This is a genomic window from Saccharopolyspora sp. 7B (assembly GCF_020177435.1).
Lineage (GTDB): Bacteria > Actinomycetota > Actinomycetes > Mycobacteriales > Pseudonocardiaceae > Saccharopolyspora_C > Saccharopolyspora_C gregorii.
The window spans coordinates 1-15,833 of record NZ_JAIUKC010000002.1 but is presented as its reverse complement, the minus strand read 5'-3'; the positions used below and the strand labels follow the sequence as shown (position 1 = coordinate 15,833).

Below are 15,833 nucleotides of genomic sequence, written 5' to 3'. Positions count from 1 at the left end.
ACCGGGAAAACGGGCGGCGAGGGAACCGCCCGAGGTTCCGCCACCCCGGTGCTGCGCAACCGGAGGAGAGCTCAGCGGCGGTCAGATGGCTCCTTCCACGACCTCCTCGGCGCCGAGTTCCGCCACGTGCTCGGCGAGCGATCGGACGGTGGGGGTGATGAACAGCTGCGCCAGCTCCAGCTCCACGTCCAGCTCGCGGCGGGCCAGCTCGATGAACCGGATCGCCTGCACGCTGTCCCCGCCGAGACCGAAGAAGTTGGCGTCCCTGCTGGTCACCGGGGTGCGCAGCAGTTCGCTCCACGCCGCGGCCACCGCCTGCTCCACCGGGCCCGCCGGGGGTTCGGCGACGCCGTCGTCGGCCGCCGCCAGCTCGGCGACCCGTGCCCGGTCGAGCTTGCCGTTCGCGGTCGTCGGGACCTCGTCGAGCAGCAGCACCTGGTCCGGCAGCATGTGCACCGGCAGCCGGTCCGCGCACCAGGCCCGGATCTCGGCCGGGTCCGGTACCACCTCGCCGGGCAGCACCCCCACGACGACGCGCCGCGAGGAGCCGTCGCCCGCCGTCGCCGCCAGCGCGCGGGAGGCGGCCGGGTGCTCGGCCACCACGGATTCGACCTCGCCGAGCTCCACCCGGTAGCCGCGCACCTTCACCTGGTCGTCGCGGCGCCCCAGGAACTCCAGCAGCCCGCCGGGCCGGTAGCGGCCGAGGTCACCGGTGCGGTACCAGCGGTGCTCGCCGTCGTCGAGGAACTTCGCGGCGGTGAGCTCCGGGGAGCCCCGATAGCCGCGCGCGACCCCGGTGCCGCCGATCCACAACTCGCCCGGCACCCACTCCGGCCGGTCTCGGCCGAGCTCGTCGACGACGCGGAACCGCTGGTTGCGCAACGGGAAACCGTACGGGATCGACCGCCACTCCGAGTCCACTCCGGACACTTCGAAGGCGTTCGACCAGATGGCGGCCTCGGTGGCCCCGCCGAGCGCGACCAGGTCCGCGCCCGGCACCGCGGCGCGCAGCCGGTCCGGCAGGTCGAGCCCCACCCAGTCCCCGGACAGCAGCGCGAGCCGCAGCGCGGCGGGTGTCGGAGCACCGCCGTCGACCACGTCGAGCAGCACGTCCAGCAGCATCGGCACCGAGTTCCACACCGTCACCCCGTGCCGGGCCGCCGATTCCGCCCACCGCCGGGGCGCGCGGCGCTCGTCCTCGGCGATCGACACCACCGCTCCCCCGGCGCCGAGCAGCCCGAACAGGTCGAACACCGACAGGTCGAACTCCAGCGCCGACACCGCCAGCACCCGGTCCCGCGAACCGATCCCGAAGCGCCGCACCACGTCCTCGACGGTGTTCGCCGCCGCCCGGTGGGTGATCTCCACGCCCTTCGGTTCCCCGGTGGATCCGGAGGTGAAGATGACGTACGCGAGCGATTCCGGGTCCACCGCCACCGGTTCCGCGACCGGACCGGCCGCGGCTTCGGCGACGGTGGCGGTGGGCACCGGGAAGTCCACCTCGTCCTCGACGATCGCGAGCGCCACACCCGCGGAACCGAGGATGCGGTCGCGGCGCACCGCGGGCTGGTCCACGCCGATCGGCACGTAGTGCGCGCCCGCGGCGAGCACGCCGAGCGCCGCGGCGATCTGGTCGACGCCCTTGGGCAGCGAGATCGCCACCGCCGCACCGGGTTCGACGCCGCGGTCGCGCAGCAGCGCGGCGATCCGCAGCGCGCGCTCCGCCAACGCGCCCCTGGCGAGCTCGCCCTCGTCGCCGAGCACGGCCACCGCGGCAGGATCCTCGGTGGCACGGCGGAAGAACGGCGCGTGCAGCAGCGGCTCCCGCTCCGGCGCCGCGGTGTCGTTGACCCGTTCCCGCGCGGCGCGCTGCGCCGCGGGCAGCAGTTCCGGGACCCGATCCCGCCACGGCCGCCGCACCAGGTGCGCGAGCAGCCGCAGGTAGGCGTCGAACATCTCGTCCAGGACGTCCGCCGGGAACAGCTCCTCCACCGCGTCCCAGTTCAGGTCCACGCAGGTGCCGCCGGGGGTGCTGCGCTCGACCACCTGGTGGTCCAGCCACACCTGCGGGGTCTGGGTGATGCCCCAGACCTGCTCGCCGAACGGATCGCCGGGTTCGGTGCCCGCCGACACGCCCAGCGCGCTGGTGAACACCACCGGCATCGTGACCTCGGCGGCGCCGGTGCGCTTCGCGAGTTCGCGCAGCACCTGCACCGCCGACACGCTGCGGTGGTCCAGCGCCTGCCACAGCTCGCCCTGCACCCGCCGGGTGCGGTCCAGCCAGCTGTCCGCGGCCTCCGGCCGGCAGGCGACCAGCAGCAGCGAGGTGAAGTCGCCGAACACCCGCTGCACGTCGGGGTGCACTTCGCGGCGGTCGAACAGGGTGAGGTTCAGCGTCAGGTCCGGCCGGGCGCTCCACTGCCCGAGCACTTCGGCGAACGCGGTGAGCAGCACCGCCGACGGGGTGACGCCGTGCTCGGCGGAGCGCGCGGCGAGCACCGCCCAGTCCGCGGCGTCGATCGTCGCCGCGCGCCGGGTGAACCGGGGCCGCACGACCCGCGCCGGGTCCACCGCCAGCGGCAGCTCCGGTGCGGGCGGCAGCTCCGGGACCGCGCGCGCCCAGTGCTCGCGGGCCGCGGCGAGCTCCGCCGGGTCCGGTTCCGCACCGAGTACGTAGTCCCGGAACGACAGGCCGACCGGCGGCAGCTCCGCGTCCGGGTCGGCGTAGAGCGCGGCGAGCTCCGCGTAGAAGTGCAGGATGCTCAACGCGTCCAGCACCAGGTTGTCCATCCCGATCGCCAGCCGGGTGCGGTCCCCGGCGCGGCAGGCCGCGATGCCGAACAGCGGCCAGTGCGCGGAGTCGAAGACGTGGTGCGACCAGGTCTCGCGGAGTTCGGCGAACGCCCGCTCCGGGTCGTCGCCGGCGTCGGTGACCGCGATCCGGAACCGGCCGACCGAGGGCAGCACCCGCTGCTCGCCGCGCTCGTCGAAGACGGCGCGCAGCATCTCGTGCCGGGCGATGAGCCGGTTCGCGGCCTCCTCCAGCCGCGGGACGTCCAGGTCGGGGACGTCGTACTCGCGGTAGAAGTGGCAGCCGACGCCGCCGAGGGTGAAGCCGTCCGCGCGGCCCAGCCAGTACGCCAGCTGCACGTCGGTGGGCGGGAACGGTTCGAAGCGGGCCGCGGGGTCGGTGCGCACGGCGGGCGCGACGGATCCGCTCGACGCGGCGGCGGAACCCGCCACCTCAGCAGCGGATTCCCCCACCACCGCGGCGAAATCGGCTAGCACCGGGCTCTCGAACAGCGCCCCGAGCCCGGCACCGGCGAACCCGTCGGCGCGCAGCCGCGCCACCACCCTGGTCGCCAGCAGCGAATCTCCGCCGAGCGCGAAGAAGTCCTGCTCGCGGCCGACCTCCGCGACGTCGAGCACGTCGCGCCACGCCGCGGCCACGGCCGGCTCCACGGCGCCGCGCGGCGGGCTGATCCGCTCCGGTACGGCGGTGTCCTGCTCGGCGACGGCGGTGGCGACCGCGGCGCGGTCCAGCTTGCCGTTGGTGGTGAGCGGGAACGCGGGCAGCACCACGAGCAGGTCGGGCCGCATGTGCGCGGGCAGCCGTTCGGCGAGCGCGGCCCGCACCCGCTCCGGGTCGGCCGCGCCGGTGACCGCGGCGCCGAGCCTGCCGCCGGTGAGCACCGCGACCGCGCCGGTCACGCCCTCCGCCGCGGCCAGCGCCGCTTCGACGCCGCCGAGTTCGACGCGGTGGCCGCGGATCTTGACCTGGTGGTCGGCGCGGCCGAGGAACTCGATACCGCCGTCCGGCAGGTAGCGGGCGCGGTCGCCGGTGCGGTACCAGCGGACCCCGGCGTGCTCGACGAACCGGTCGGCGGTGCGCTCCGGGTCGTTCCGGTAGCCGCGGGCGACTCCCGCGCCGCCGATCCACAGCTCCCCGGGCACCTGGTCGGGGCAGTCCCGGCCGAGCGCGTCGACGACCCGGCAACTGACGCCGCGCAGCGGCTCGCCGTACGGGACGCAGCTCCAGCTCGCCGGGACCGCGTCGCCGACGACCTCCTGGACGGTGGAGTGGATGGCGGTCTCGGTGGTGCCGCCGAGCCCGGCGAAGCGGCAACCGGGGGCGCGGGCGGCGAGCCGGCCGGGCAGGTCGGTGCCGACCCGATCCCCGCCGAGCAACACCGCGCGCAGCGGCAGCGGCCGCTCGTCGCAGGCGGTGAGCAGCATGTCCAGCAGCGTCGGCACGCAGTTGAGCACCGTGACGCCGTGGCGGTGCACCGAGTCCAGCCAGCTCGTCGCGTCGCGCTGCGCGTCCTGCTCGACGCACACCACGGCACCGCCGACGCTCAACGGGGCGAAGACGTCGAACACGGAGAGGTCGAACTCGAAGCGGGACACGGCGAGGGTGCGGTCCCGCTCGTCGAGGCCGAAGCGCTCCACCAGGTCGCCGATGGTGTTCATCGCGGCCGCGTGGGTGATCTCCACGCCCTTCGGTTCCCCGGTGGAACCGGAGGTGTAGAGCACGTAGGCCAGGTCCCGCGGCGCGGTCGCGGCGGGTGCGGGCAGCGGTGCCGCGCCGTGCACCGGGAAGTCCGCGTCGACCACGATCCGGGCTCCGGCGGAGGCGAGCACCCGCTCCCGGCGCGCGGGCGGGTGGTCCACCGGCAGCGGCAGGTAGGCGGCGCCGGTGGCCAGAACGCCGAGCGCGGCGACGACCTGCTCCGGCCCCTTAGGCAGCGAGATCGCGACCAGTTCACCCGGCCCGGCGCCACGGGCGCGCAGCGCGCCCGCGAGGGTGAGCGCCCGCCCGGCCAGGTCGCCGTAGCTCAGCTCCCCGCCGCGGCCCCAGCGCAGCGCGATCGCGCCCGGGTCCTCGTGGGCGTGGCGGAAGAAATCGGTGTGCAGGCACCGGGGTTCCGGCGCGTCGCCGCCCGGCGCGCGGGCGGTGAGCTGCGCGTCCGGCGCGAGCCGCGGCGGCGGGGCGGTCCAGGCCGCGTCGTCGGCGAGCAGCCGGTCCAGCAGGTCCGAGTAGGCGGTGAACATCGCGTCGAGCACGCCGGGCGCGAACGCGTGCTCGCGGGCGTCCCAGTTCACCAGCAGGCCGCCGTCCAGTTCGGTGACCTGCGCGTCCAGCCACACCTGCGGCCCCTGCGAGATGATCCAGGACGCCTCGCCGAACGCGCGGCGCACCGCGTCGGGGAACAGCGGCCCGAGCCCGAGCGCGCTGGTGTAGACGACGGGCGCGAGCTGCTGCTCGCCGCGGGCGCGGGACAGGTCGCGGAGCACTTCGACGCCGGAGTGCCCGGCGTGCGCGGCGTCGGCGTGGAACCGCTCCTGCACCCGCCCGGCCCGCTCGGCGAACGTGCCGGGCGCGGCGCCGTCCCACTCCAGCAGCACCGAGGAGGTGAAGTCGCCGACGAGCCCGGCCACGTCGGGGTGCAGCGGTTCCCGGTCGAACAGCGGCAGGTTCAGCAGGAAACGGGGTTGCGCGCTCCACGCGGTGAGGGTTTCGGCGAACACGGCGGCGAGCGCCATCGCGGGCGTCAACCCGTGCCCGCGGGCCGCGGTCTCCCAGCGGGCCACCTCGTCGGGGCCGAGCAGCCGGTGCCGTCGCACGACGACGGTGGCGTCGTCGGCGGAGTCGCCCGCGGCGGGCAGTTCGGGCTGGCCGGGCAGTTCCGGCAGCCGGGTCCGCCAGTGCTCGCGGTCGGCGGCCGCGTCGGCGGCGCTGCGGCGGGCGGCGCGGTCGGCGAGGTAGCGCGGGTAGCCGTACGCCAGCGGTTCCGGCTCGCCCTCACCGAGGTAGTGGCGGGCGAGGTCGGCGAGCAGCACCCGGAGGCTCAGCGCGTCGGCGGCGATCATGTCGAGGTTGACGTGCACCCGGGTGCGCCCGCCGGGCAGCAGCGACAACCGCACGTCGAACACCTCGCCCGCGGTGATGTCGAGCCTGCGGTGCGAGAGTTCGGCGCGGATCAGCTCCAGCTCAGCTTCAGCATCCGAAGTGGACAGACCGCGCAGGTCGTGTGTGGTGAGCCCGGGCCACGGGCTGGCAGGCAGGATCCGCTGGGTGCCGTCGTCGAGGATCCGCACCCGCAGCATGCCGTGCCTGCGCAGCACGGCACGCACCGCGTCCTCCAGCCGGTGCGGGTCGACGCCGCGGCCGTCGAACTCGTCGTAGAAGTGCGCGGCGACGCCGCCGAGGCGCTGGCCGGGGCGCCTGCCGACCCAGTAGGCGTGCTGCATCAGCGCGAGCGGAAACGGCGCCCCTTCGTCCACATCGGACTCGCCTCGTGCGGTTCCGGCCGCCATCGAGTCCACTTCGGACACTGCCGCGCCACCGCCGAGCAGCGCTCCCCAGGCCGCCAAGGTCGGTTCGGCCGCCAGGTCGCCGAACGAGACGGCGCGCCCGCGGCGGCGCAGTCCCGCGGCCAGCTGCATCATCGCGATCGAGTCCAGGCCGAGGGCGATCAGGTTCTCCGCGTCGGAGATCCCGTCGGCGGGCAGGTCCAGCAGTTCCGCCACTTCGGCGCGGAACGCCGCGAGGTCGGTCGGGTCGTGTGCGGGCACGGTCATGGCCCCTTTCCTCACCAGGTCACCGGCAACGTCTGCGGGCCGCGGAAGAACAGCCCGGTCTTCCAGCGCACCTCGCCCGCCGGGCGGAGCCGGGGCAGCCGCTCCGCCAGCGCCAGCACGCTCTCCTGCAGTTCGATCCGCGCCAGCGCGGCGCCGACGCAGTGGTGCACGCCGTGCCCGAACGCCAGGTGCCCGCGGGAATCCCGGTCCGGGTCGAGCACGTCGGGGTCCGGATAGCGCCCGGGATCGCGGTCGGCGGCACCGATCGCCACCAGCACCGGCTCGCCGGCGCGCACCACCTGTCCACCGACGGCCACGTCCTCGCGGGCGTAGCGCGGCATCGCCGCGGCGGCGGCCATCGGCACGTAGCGCAGCAGCTCCTCCACCCAGGCGGCGGCGCGGCGGTCCCGGTCCGGGCCGGCGGCCAGCTCGACGAGACCGCCGGGCCGCTGGAGCAGCAGGTGCGCGAAGTTGGCCAGCTGCGAGGCGGTGGTCTCGTAGCCGCCGACGAGCAGCGCGATGCACAGCTGCTCCAGCTCCAGGTCGGAGAGCCGGTCCTGCTCGTCGCGCGCTTCGACGAGCCCCGACATCAGGTCGTCGGCGGGCCGGTCGCGGCGGGCCGCGATCAGCTCGGCCACGTAGGTCCGCAGCGCCCCGGTGCGTTCGACGATCTGCTCCGGTGGCAGCCCGTTGGTGGACAGCACCGCCTCGCTCCACCCCTGGAAGCGGTCCCGGTCCCGCGCCGGGACGCCGAGCAGTTCGCAGATGACGGCGATCGGCACCGGCAGCGCCAGCTCGGCCACGAGGTCGGCAGGCGCCGCCATCGCGTCGATGCGCTCGTGCAGCAGCTCTCGGATCCACGGGCGCAGCCGTTCGGCGCGGCGCGCGGTGAACGCCTTCGCGACGAGGGTGCGCACCCGGGTGTGCTCCGGCGGATCCATCGTCACGATGCCGACCGGGTTGTGCGGGGTGGTGCGCGGCGAATCCCGCTCCTGCGCCATCGCCCGGCTGAAGCGCGGGTCGGCGAACACGAACCGGGCCTCGTCGTGGCGGGTCACCAGCCAGGCGGGTTCGCCGAACGGCAGCTGCACGCGGACCGGGCCCGGCGTGCGCTGGGCGCGCCGGTAGGCGGGGGCGAGGTCGAGCCCTTCCGCCGCGTTGAACGGGTAAGTCTCCACGGTCACGGCCGCACCAGCCCTTCCGCCAGCGCCCGCCGGTCGACCTTGCCGAGGCCGGTGCGCGGGAAGGACTCCAGCACCCGCACCCGGTCCGGCAGCTTGAACGCGGCGACGCCGAGCCGCCGCAGGTGCTCCACCAGGTCGCGCCGGTTCGGCGGTTCGCCCGCGGCGAGCACGAACGCGCAGCTGCGCTCCCCCATCGCCTCGTCGGGGAAGCCGACGAGCGCCACGTCGTGCACCGCCGGGTGGGACAGCAGGTGGTTCTCCACCTCTTCGACGGGGATCTTGTCGCCGCCGCGGTTGATCACCTCCTTGCTGCGGCCCTCCACGACGAGGTGCCCGGTAGGCAGCCGCCGCACCAGGTCGCCGGTGCGGAAGAAGCCGTCGGCGGTGAACGAGCGCTCGTTGTGCGCCTCGGCGCGGAAGTAGCCGCGCAGCGTGTACGGACCGCGGACCAGCAGCTCGCCGACCTGGCCGTCGGGGACCGGGTCGCCGTCCTGGTCGCACACCAGCACCTCGTCATCTGCGGACAGCGGCCGGCCCTGGGTGCCGATGACCAGCTCGTCCAGGTCGTCGAGGCGGGTGAAGTTGAGCAGGCCCTCGGCCATCCCGTACACCTGCTGCAGCGCGCAGCCCAGCACCGACCGCACCCGGCGGGCGGGATCGTCCTTGAGCCGCGATCCACCGGCCTGCAGCAACCGCAGGCTGGACAGGTCCGGCCGGAACAGCTCGGCGGCGTCCAGCCACACCAGCACCAGCGGCGGCACCAGCGCGACCACCGTGACCCGTTCCCGCTCGATCAACGGGAACGCGGTCTCCGGGTCACCGCCGGGGCTGAGCACGACCGTCGCACCGACCGCGAACGCGCCCAGCAGACCGGGGCAGGCGAGCGCGAAGTTGTGCGCCGCGGGCAACGCCGCCAGGTACACCGATGCCGCGTCCAGCCCGGAGACCTCGGCGCTGGCGAGGGCGTTGTAGGCGTAGTCGTCGTGGGTGCGCGGGATCAGCTTCGGCAGTCCCGTGGTGCCGCCGGACAGCAGCAGCACCGCGACGTCCTCCGGCGCGGCGTCGTCGGCGCGGTCCCCCGGTTCGGCGGCGGTGAGCGCGTCGAACGGGGTGAACCGGCCCGGATCGCCGCCGACGACGAACACGTGCCGCACCGACGGGGCGCCCGCGGTGACGGCCTCGGCGAGCGGGAGGTGGTCGAACCCGCCGTGCTCGGCGGGGATCGCGTAGGCGACGGCACCGGCGAGCTCGGCCAGGTGCACCAGTTCGGTCTCCCGGTGCGGCGGCAGCGCGAGCACCGGCACCGCACCGGCGCGGGCGCAGCCGAACAGCAGCGCGGCGAACTCGGCGACGTTCGGCAGGTGCACCAGGACGCGGTCGCCCGGCGCGATGCCGTGCGCGCGGAGCCCGGCGGCGACCCGGTCGGCGACGTCGTCGAGCTCCCGGTAGTCCCATCGGCGGTCGCCGTCCACGAGCGCGGTGCGCTCCGGTGCGCGCCGCGCCGAGTCGCGCAGCAGGCCGCCGAGCGTGCGCCCGGCCCAGTACCCGGCTTCGCGGTAGCGGGCGGCGAAGTCGGCGGGCCAGCCGGTGGTTCCTTCGAGCGGAGCCATGATGTCTCGTTCCTCCAGCGGGGTCAGCGCAGCCGCAGCGGCAGGGTTTCCAGGCCGTGCATGGCGGTGCTGAACCGCCAGCGCAGCTCCTCCTCCGGCACGGCGAGCTCGACGTCGGTGAAGCGCGCCAGCAACCGGCCGAAGGCGATCTCGCCCTCCAGCCGGGCCAGCGGCGCCCCGAGGCAGTAGTGGATGCCGTGGCCGAAGGCCAGGTGCCCGCCCGGCTTGCGGGTGATGTCGAGCCGGTCCGCGTCGGCGAAGCGGGGTTCGCGGTTCGCCGACAGCCAGGAGGCCATCACGAAGTGCCCGGCGGGGATCTCCACCCCGCCCAGCTCGACCGGTTCGGTGGCGTAGCGCGGCGAGGACAGGTTGTTCGGCGTCTCGTACCGCAGGAACTCCTCCACCGCCCCGCCGAGCAGGTCCTGCCGGGAGCGCAGCAGCGCCAGCTGGTCCGGGTGGCGCAGCAGCGCCAGCATCCCGCTGCTGATCAGGTTCACCGTGGTCTCGAAACCGCCGGTCAGCAGCACGACGGCGGTGGAGATCAGCTCGTCCCGGGACAGCCGGTCGCCGTCCTCGCTCACGTGCACCAGCCGCGACAGCAGGTCCTCGCCGGGGTCAGCCCGCTTGGCCTCCACCAGATCACCGAGGTAGCCGGCCATCAGCTTGGACGCGGCCCCGACCTCCGCCGGGGTGGTCGCGGCGACCATGGTGCGGGACCAGTCGGTGAACCGGTCCCGGTCGGCGAACGGGATGCCGAGCAGCTCGCAGATCACCCGGATCGGCAGCGGGTAGGCGTAGTCGGCGAGCAGTTCCGCCTCCCCCGCGGCGGCCATCGCGTCCAGTAGCTCGTCGGTGATCTCCTCGATGCGGGGGCGCAGCGGGGCGACCGAGCGGGTGGTGAACACCGCGGAGACGAGCTTGCGCAGCCGGGTGTGGTCCGGCGGGTCCAGGTTGAGCAGGTTCTGCGCGAGCTCCGGGGCGAACAGGCTCTCCGCGTCCTCCCCGGCACCGGCCGCGGCCAGCCGCATCCGTTCCAGCCGGTCGTAGACGTGGTGGCTGCTCAGCCGCGGATCGGTCATCGCGGCGCGGGCCTCGGCGTGGCCGGTGACCAGCCACACCGGGAAACCGCCGGGCAGCACGACGAACCGCACCGGCGTCGTCTCGCGCAGCCGCGCGGTCACCTCGTGCGAGCGCTGCACGAAGTCCTCGTCCAGTACGAGCGGTTCCAGGAGGTCGGTCATGGCGGTTCCCCCGCTTTCGGTCGTGGTCATGCGAGTTCCAGTTCGGGCCGGTACAGGTCGGCCCAGTGGTAGAAGTCGAGGGCGCGTTCGAGCCCGGTGCGGACCTCCCCGGTGACGGTGGCCGGATCGCGTTCGGCGGTGCCGCGCAGCCAGTCCCGGTCGAAGACCTCGAACACGGCGTGGTCGGGTTCGGCGAGCACGTCGCGGGTCTGGCGCTGCAACTCCTCCGCGTACCGGGTGTCCTGAGTGGACGGGTAGGGGCTCTTCACCCGCCGCACCACGGATTCCGGCAGCAGGTCGGCGACGGCGCCGCGCAGCAGGCCCTTCTCCCGGCCGTCGTGGGTCTTCAGCGCCCACGGCGCGTTGTAGACGTACTCCACGAGGCGGTGATCGGCGAACGGGACGCGGACCTCCAGGCCCACGGCCATCGACATCCGGTCCTTGCGGTCCAGCATCGCCCGCACCAGGCGGGTGATGTGCAGGTGGCTGCTGGTGCGCATGCGTCGTTCGGCGGCGTCCTCGTGGTCGAGGTGCTCGACGCGGGCGACGGCGTCCGCGTACTGGTCGGCGACGTAGCCGCCGATGTCCAGCGCCTGCCGCAGTTCCGGCCGCAGCGGCCCGGTGCGGTCGGCGGTGTAGGTGTTCTGGAACGCCAGCCACGGGAAGGTGTCGGCGTCGCGCGCGGCCGGGTGGTGGAACCAGACGTAGCCGCCGAACAGCTCGTCGGCGAACTCGCCGGAGAGCGCGACGGTCGATTCCTCGCGGATCGCCTGGAACAGCAGGTACATCGAGCTGTCGATGTCGCCGAGCCCGATCGGCATGTCCCGCGCCGCCACCACCGCCCGCCGCAGCTCGGGCGTGCCGAGCAGCTTCGAGTCCAGCACCACGTCCCGGTGCCGGGAGCCGACGTGCGCGCTGACGTCGCGGATGAACGGCGAGTCCGGGGTCTCGCGGAACTCGTCGGGCCGGAAGTTCTCCTCGTAGCCCGCGAAGTCCACCGAGTAGGAGCGCACCGCCCGCCCCTGCCCGGCCAGGTGCCGGGCGGCGAGCGCGGTGATGGCGCTGGAGTCGAGGCCGCCGGACAGCAGCACGCACTGCGGCACGTCCGACACCAGCTGGCGGGGCACCACGTCGCCGAGCAGCTCGCGGACCCGGGCGATCGTGGTCTCCGCGTCGTCGGTGTGCGGCGCGGTCTCCAGCCGCCAGTAGGTGCGTTCCCGCATCCCGTCCCGGTCGACGGTGAGCACCGTGCCCGGTTCGACCTCGTGCAGGTCCTTCCACAGCGACCAGCCGGGGGCCTTGGTGAACCCGACGAGCTCACGGAGGCAGCCGGTGTCGACGCGGCGCGGGAACGCCGGGTTCGCCAGCACCGCCTTCGGTTCGGAGCCGAACAGCACTCCGTCGCGCGTGCGGTGGTAGTACAGCGGTTTCACGCCCATCCGGTCCCGCACCAGCACCAGCCGCTCGTGCCTGCCGTCCCAGATGGCGAAGGCGTACATGCCGTTGAGCCGTTCGGCGACGGACTCGCCCCACTCCAGGTAGCCGCGCAGCACCACCTCGGTGTCGGAGGCGGTGGCGAAGCGGTGGCCGCGGCCTGCCAGCTCCTCGCGCAGCTCGGTGAAGTCGTAGGTCTCGCCGGAGTACACCAGCACCACCGGCCCGCTCGGGGTCTCCACCCGCATCGGCTGGCGGCCGCCGGGCAGGTCGATGACGGCGAGCCTGCGGTGGCCGAGGGCGACCGGGCGGTCCAGCCACACGTCGCCGTCATCGGGTCCGCGGTCGGCGAGGGTGCGGGTCATGGCCTCCACGATGTCGCGGTGGGCCCGCAGGTCGTCGTCGAACGCCACCCAACCGGTGATGCCGCACATGGGTTCTTCCTTTCGTAGCGGGGAGGTTCAGGCGCGCGCGACGAACACGCGGTGCCCCAGGGGTTCCAGCGCGTGCCCGGGCGGCGGGAGTTCCAGCTCGCGGTGCAGCCCGGCGCGGTCGAGCACCGCGCGCCACTGCGGCAGCGACAGGAACGTGGCTCCGGACCCGGCGCGGTCGTCGTGCGCGTCGGCCATGAGCAGGCCCTGCGAGGCCATCACCCAGTGCTCCTCGGTGGTCGGTTCGGTGAGCACCAGCAGCCCGCCGGGGGCGAGCAGCCCGCGAAGCCGACGCACGGAGGCGTCGGTGTCGGTGGCCGCGTTCAACGCCCCCGCGCCGAGGACGAGGTCGAAGGGGCCTCCGTCGAAGTCCTGCGCGTCCGGCTCGGCGTCGAGGTCGAACAGCCCGTAGCGCACCGCGGCGCCGAAGCGCTGCCGCGCCTGGTCGAGGAAGAACCGGGACACGTCGGTGAACAGGTAGTCCACCCGGGCGCCGCCGAGCGCGTCGAGCACGACCTCGGTGGTGGCGCCGGTGCCCGCGCCGACCTCCAGCACCCGCAGCGGTCGGGCCGCGCGCCGGACGGACTCGGCGACGAGAGCGGCCACGGCGCGCTGCTGGTAGCGGGCGGTGATGCTCTCCCGGTACAGCGCGCGGGCCAGGTCGGTGCGGCCTTCGGGGAACAGCAGCAGCACCGCCTGCGCCCGGCCGGTGATCAGCTCGGGCAGCGCTTCGGCGCTGCCGCGCGCGTAGTCCACGGTCTCGGCGGCGCCGAACGCGGCCAGCCAGCGCTCCCGCGCTTCCCGCCACGGATCGTCGATCCGCAGGAGTTCCGCGTGCTCCGGCACGGGCGCGTAGCCGCCGTCGCGGTGCACCAGCAGCCCTTCCCGCGCCAGTTCGACCAGCCAGCGACGCACCAGCGCCCGGTGCTCCGGGGCGACCGCGGCGGCGTCGAGGATCCGCTCCGCCGAGTCGGTTCCACCTGCCGCGGCGGACCATCCGGCGCGCACCAGGGCGGCGAGCATGGAGCGCAGCGCCGCCGCGTCCACCAGCCGCAGCGCGTCGAGGGCGGCGTCCTGGTCGAGCCCGGCGATCTCGGCGTCGGCGGCGGCCGCCACGTCCGCGGCGAGATCTCCGGCCGGTCGGGGCGCGACGGCACCGCGCGGTTCCACGTCCAGCTCCGCCCACGCGGCCGCCTCCGCCGCGGTGAGCTCGGCGCCGGTGAGCACCACCCGGCGCAGCGCGGACAGGTCCGTCATCAGCGCGGCGGGCAGGTCCGGGAGGGCCCGCGCCTGCTCGGCGGGCAGCACGGCGGTCTCCACCTCGGAACGCTCCAGCCAGGCCAGCAGCCGGGCGGGCGTCGCCGCCGGGTCGCCGAGCACGGCGGTTCCGCCCGCCGACCACACCGCGGCCGCCCCGTCGCCGGTGAGCACGCCGGTGCGTCCCGGTTCCGGGCCGAGCGCGGCGGCGAGGCCGGTGCCCGCGCCGAGCGTGGCGAGGAGGCCGCGCACCCGCTCGTCCGCTTCCGGTTCCCCGCCCAGCGCCGCCCGCAGCCGCGCGGCGGTCCGGGTCGCGGTGCCGGTCTCCAGCACGACGCGGTCGCCGAGCTCGGCCAGCACGTCGGCGACGTCCGCCGCGCCGGGGCGCACCGCGTGGAACAGCAGCTGCCCGGCGGCCGCCCACGGCGACCCGGGTTCCGGGTGCACGGCCCGCAGCTCGAACCCGGCGGCGCGCAGTTCGGCACGCCACCCGGCGTCGTCCAGGAACACCTCGCCGCTCGCGGCGCGCCGGTCGGTGTGCCGATCCCGGCCGTCCTCCGCGGACAGCAGGAACTGCATGGAGGTGAGCATCGCGCGGTTGTCCCGCACCGACTCGGTGCAGACGAGCTCCCCGCCGGGCGCCAGCAGTGCGCGGACGCGCGCCAGGGTCTCGCCGAGGTGGCGGGCGTTGTGCAGCACGTTGCCGGCCAGCACCAGGTCGGCGCTGCCCGCCGCGAAGCCCTGCGCGGCGAAGTCGGCGTCCACGTCGAGCAGTTCCGCCGCCAGCCCGAGCCGCTGCGCGACGGGCGCGAACAGCCGGGAGACGTCGGTGAACCGGTGCTCGACCGGCGCCCCGGCCGCCCGCACCGCGCGCAGCACGGCCTCGGTGGTCCCGCCGCCTCCGGCGCCGAGCTCCACCACGCGCAGCGGGGCGCGCCGGGAGGCGGCGGCGACCACGAGCGCGGCGCAGGTCTCGTTGAGGTGGTCGGTGAACGCGTTGCGCTGGTAGGCAGTGAGCGCGTCCAGCACGTCGTCCCCGTCGAACAGCAGGTCCTGCGCGCGCACCTCGTCGCGCAGCAGTTCCGGGAGCCGGTCCAGCGCGGCGCGGTGGAACCGCGCCATGCCGTCGGGGAAACCGAGTTCCCGGTAGTCGGCGGCGAGCCCGTCGACGTCCATCCCGGACGGTTCGGCGAGCCGGTAGCGGTCCTGCTCGGCGGTGAGCAGACCTTCCTCGCTGAGCGCGACGAGCCAGCGCCGCAGCAGCCACTCGTGGCGGGGTGCGACGCGCAGCGCGCGGCGGAGCTGGGCTTCGGTGACGGGCTGGGCTTCGCTCGCGGGCTGGGCACCCACCGCGTCCCGCAGCACCCGCAGCATCGCGGCCAGGCTGGTCCGCTCGACGCGCCGCAGCGCGTCCAGGGGCACGTTCACAGCACACCTTCCTCGTCGTCGTCCGCGGGCCAGGTCACCCGGGCGGACAGCTCGGCGACCACCGCGCGCGCGTCGAGCACGTCCGCGGCGTAGTGCCGCCCGGCCGGGACGGTCCCGGCGAGCACCGCGGCGACGGCGGCGGCCGCCACTTCCCCGCTGAGCTCGGCGTTGCCCGCCCCGTGCAGCACGGCGGTGCGGGACTCGGGCGCACCACCGCGTTCCCCGTCCGCGCGGACGGTCATCGTCACGAAGCGGGAGCGCCCGGCCAGGTCGAGCAGGCTCGCCCGGCGCAGGTCGGCGATCGCGGTGGCCCGGTCCGTCCCGCGCACCCGGTCGAACACGGCGGGCACGTGCTCGCCGCACAGCACGGTGCGCCAGTCGCCGCGCTCCAGGCCCAGCTCGGCGGCGAGGCGCTCGTCCTCGGTGCTGAGCTGGGTGAGCACGGTGACCCGGCCCGGGAAGTGCGGCAGCTCGACGTCGGTGCGCCGCGCCTCCCCGGTGCGGCGCACGCCGCCGCGCCAGCCCGCCCCCGGGGGGGGGGGCCCCGCGGCGCCCCCCCCCCCCCCCCCCCCCGCGCGGGCGCCCCGCCGGGGGCCGGGCCCGCGGGGGGGGGGGGGGGGGGGGGGGGGGGGCGGGGGAACTGCCCGGGGGGGGCCCCGCGGGGGC

General features: G+C 75.3%; 7 protein-coding genes. All 7 read right to left on the bottom strand.

Annotated features, from left to right (window positions below; genetic code table 11):
- Window positions 1-81: 81 nt before the first annotated feature.
- The 7 genes from LCD33_RS00060 to LCD33_RS00030 are packed head-to-tail and all read right to left on the bottom strand — an operon-like array spanning window position 82 to window position 15,676.
- The gene (locus LCD33_RS00060; protein WP_224977355.1) at window positions 82-6,582 is read right to left on the bottom strand and encodes a non-ribosomal peptide synthetase; all 6,501 of its coding nucleotides are present in this window, start codon (window positions 6,580-6,582) and stop codon (window positions 82-84) included.
- 11 nt (window positions 6,583-6,593) lie between these two features.
- Window positions 6,594-7,766 (bottom strand): cytochrome P450, encoded by a 1,173-nt coding sequence (locus LCD33_RS00055; protein WP_224965855.1) that lies wholly within the window; start codon window positions 7,764-7,766, stop codon window positions 6,594-6,596.
- Entirely contained in the window at window positions 7,763-9,376 is a 1,614-nt protein-coding gene (locus tag LCD33_RS00050; RefSeq protein ID WP_224977354.1) for a (2,3-dihydroxybenzoyl)adenylate synthase, read from the bottom strand. The genes LCD33_RS00055 and LCD33_RS00050 overlap by 4 nt, the downstream gene beginning before the upstream one ends.
- A gap of 23 nt (window positions 9,377-9,399) precedes the next feature.
- Window positions 9,400-10,617 carry a cytochrome P450 gene (locus tag LCD33_RS00045; RefSeq protein ID WP_224977353.1) on the bottom strand — a complete coding sequence of 406 codons (1,218 nt, stop codon included), beginning with the start codon at window positions 10,615-10,617 and terminating at the stop codon, window positions 9,400-9,402.
- Between the two features lie 26 nt (window positions 10,618-10,643).
- A complete protein-coding gene (asnB, locus tag LCD33_RS00040; RefSeq protein ID WP_224956321.1) occupies window positions 10,644-12,485 on the bottom strand; it encodes an asparagine synthase (glutamine-hydrolyzing) in 1,842 nt (613 codons plus the stop codon).
- A 27-nt stretch (window positions 12,486-12,512) separates the two neighbouring features.
- Complete coding sequence (locus tag LCD33_RS00035) at window positions 12,513-15,167, bottom strand: methyltransferase (protein WP_224956320.1); 2,655 nt, start codon at window positions 15,165-15,167, stop codon at window positions 12,513-12,515.
- Window positions 15,164-15,676 (bottom strand): hypothetical protein, encoded by a 513-nt coding sequence (locus LCD33_RS00030; RefSeq protein ID WP_224965850.1) that lies wholly within the window; start codon window positions 15,674-15,676, stop codon window positions 15,164-15,166. The genes LCD33_RS00035 and LCD33_RS00030 overlap by 4 nt, the downstream gene beginning before the upstream one ends.
- Window positions 15,677-15,833: the final 157 nt, after the last annotated feature.

Bases quoted from the DNA above. Each gene is read 5' to 3' on its own strand.
- LCD33_RS00060 (WP_224977355.1), bottom strand. From the start codon at position 6,582: ATGACCGTGCCCGCACACGACCCGACCGACCTCGCGGCGTTCCGCGCC.
- LCD33_RS00045 (WP_224977353.1), bottom strand. From the start codon at position 10,617: ATGACCGACCTCCTGGAACCGCTCGTACTGGACGAGGACTTCGTGCAG.
- asnB (WP_224956321.1), bottom strand. From the start codon at position 12,485: ATGTGCGGCATCACCGGTTGGGTGGCGTTCGACGACGACCTGCGGGCC.
- LCD33_RS00050 (WP_224977354.1), bottom strand. From the start codon at position 9,376: ATGGCTCCGCTCGAAGGAACCACCGGCTGGCCCGCCGACTTCGCCGCC.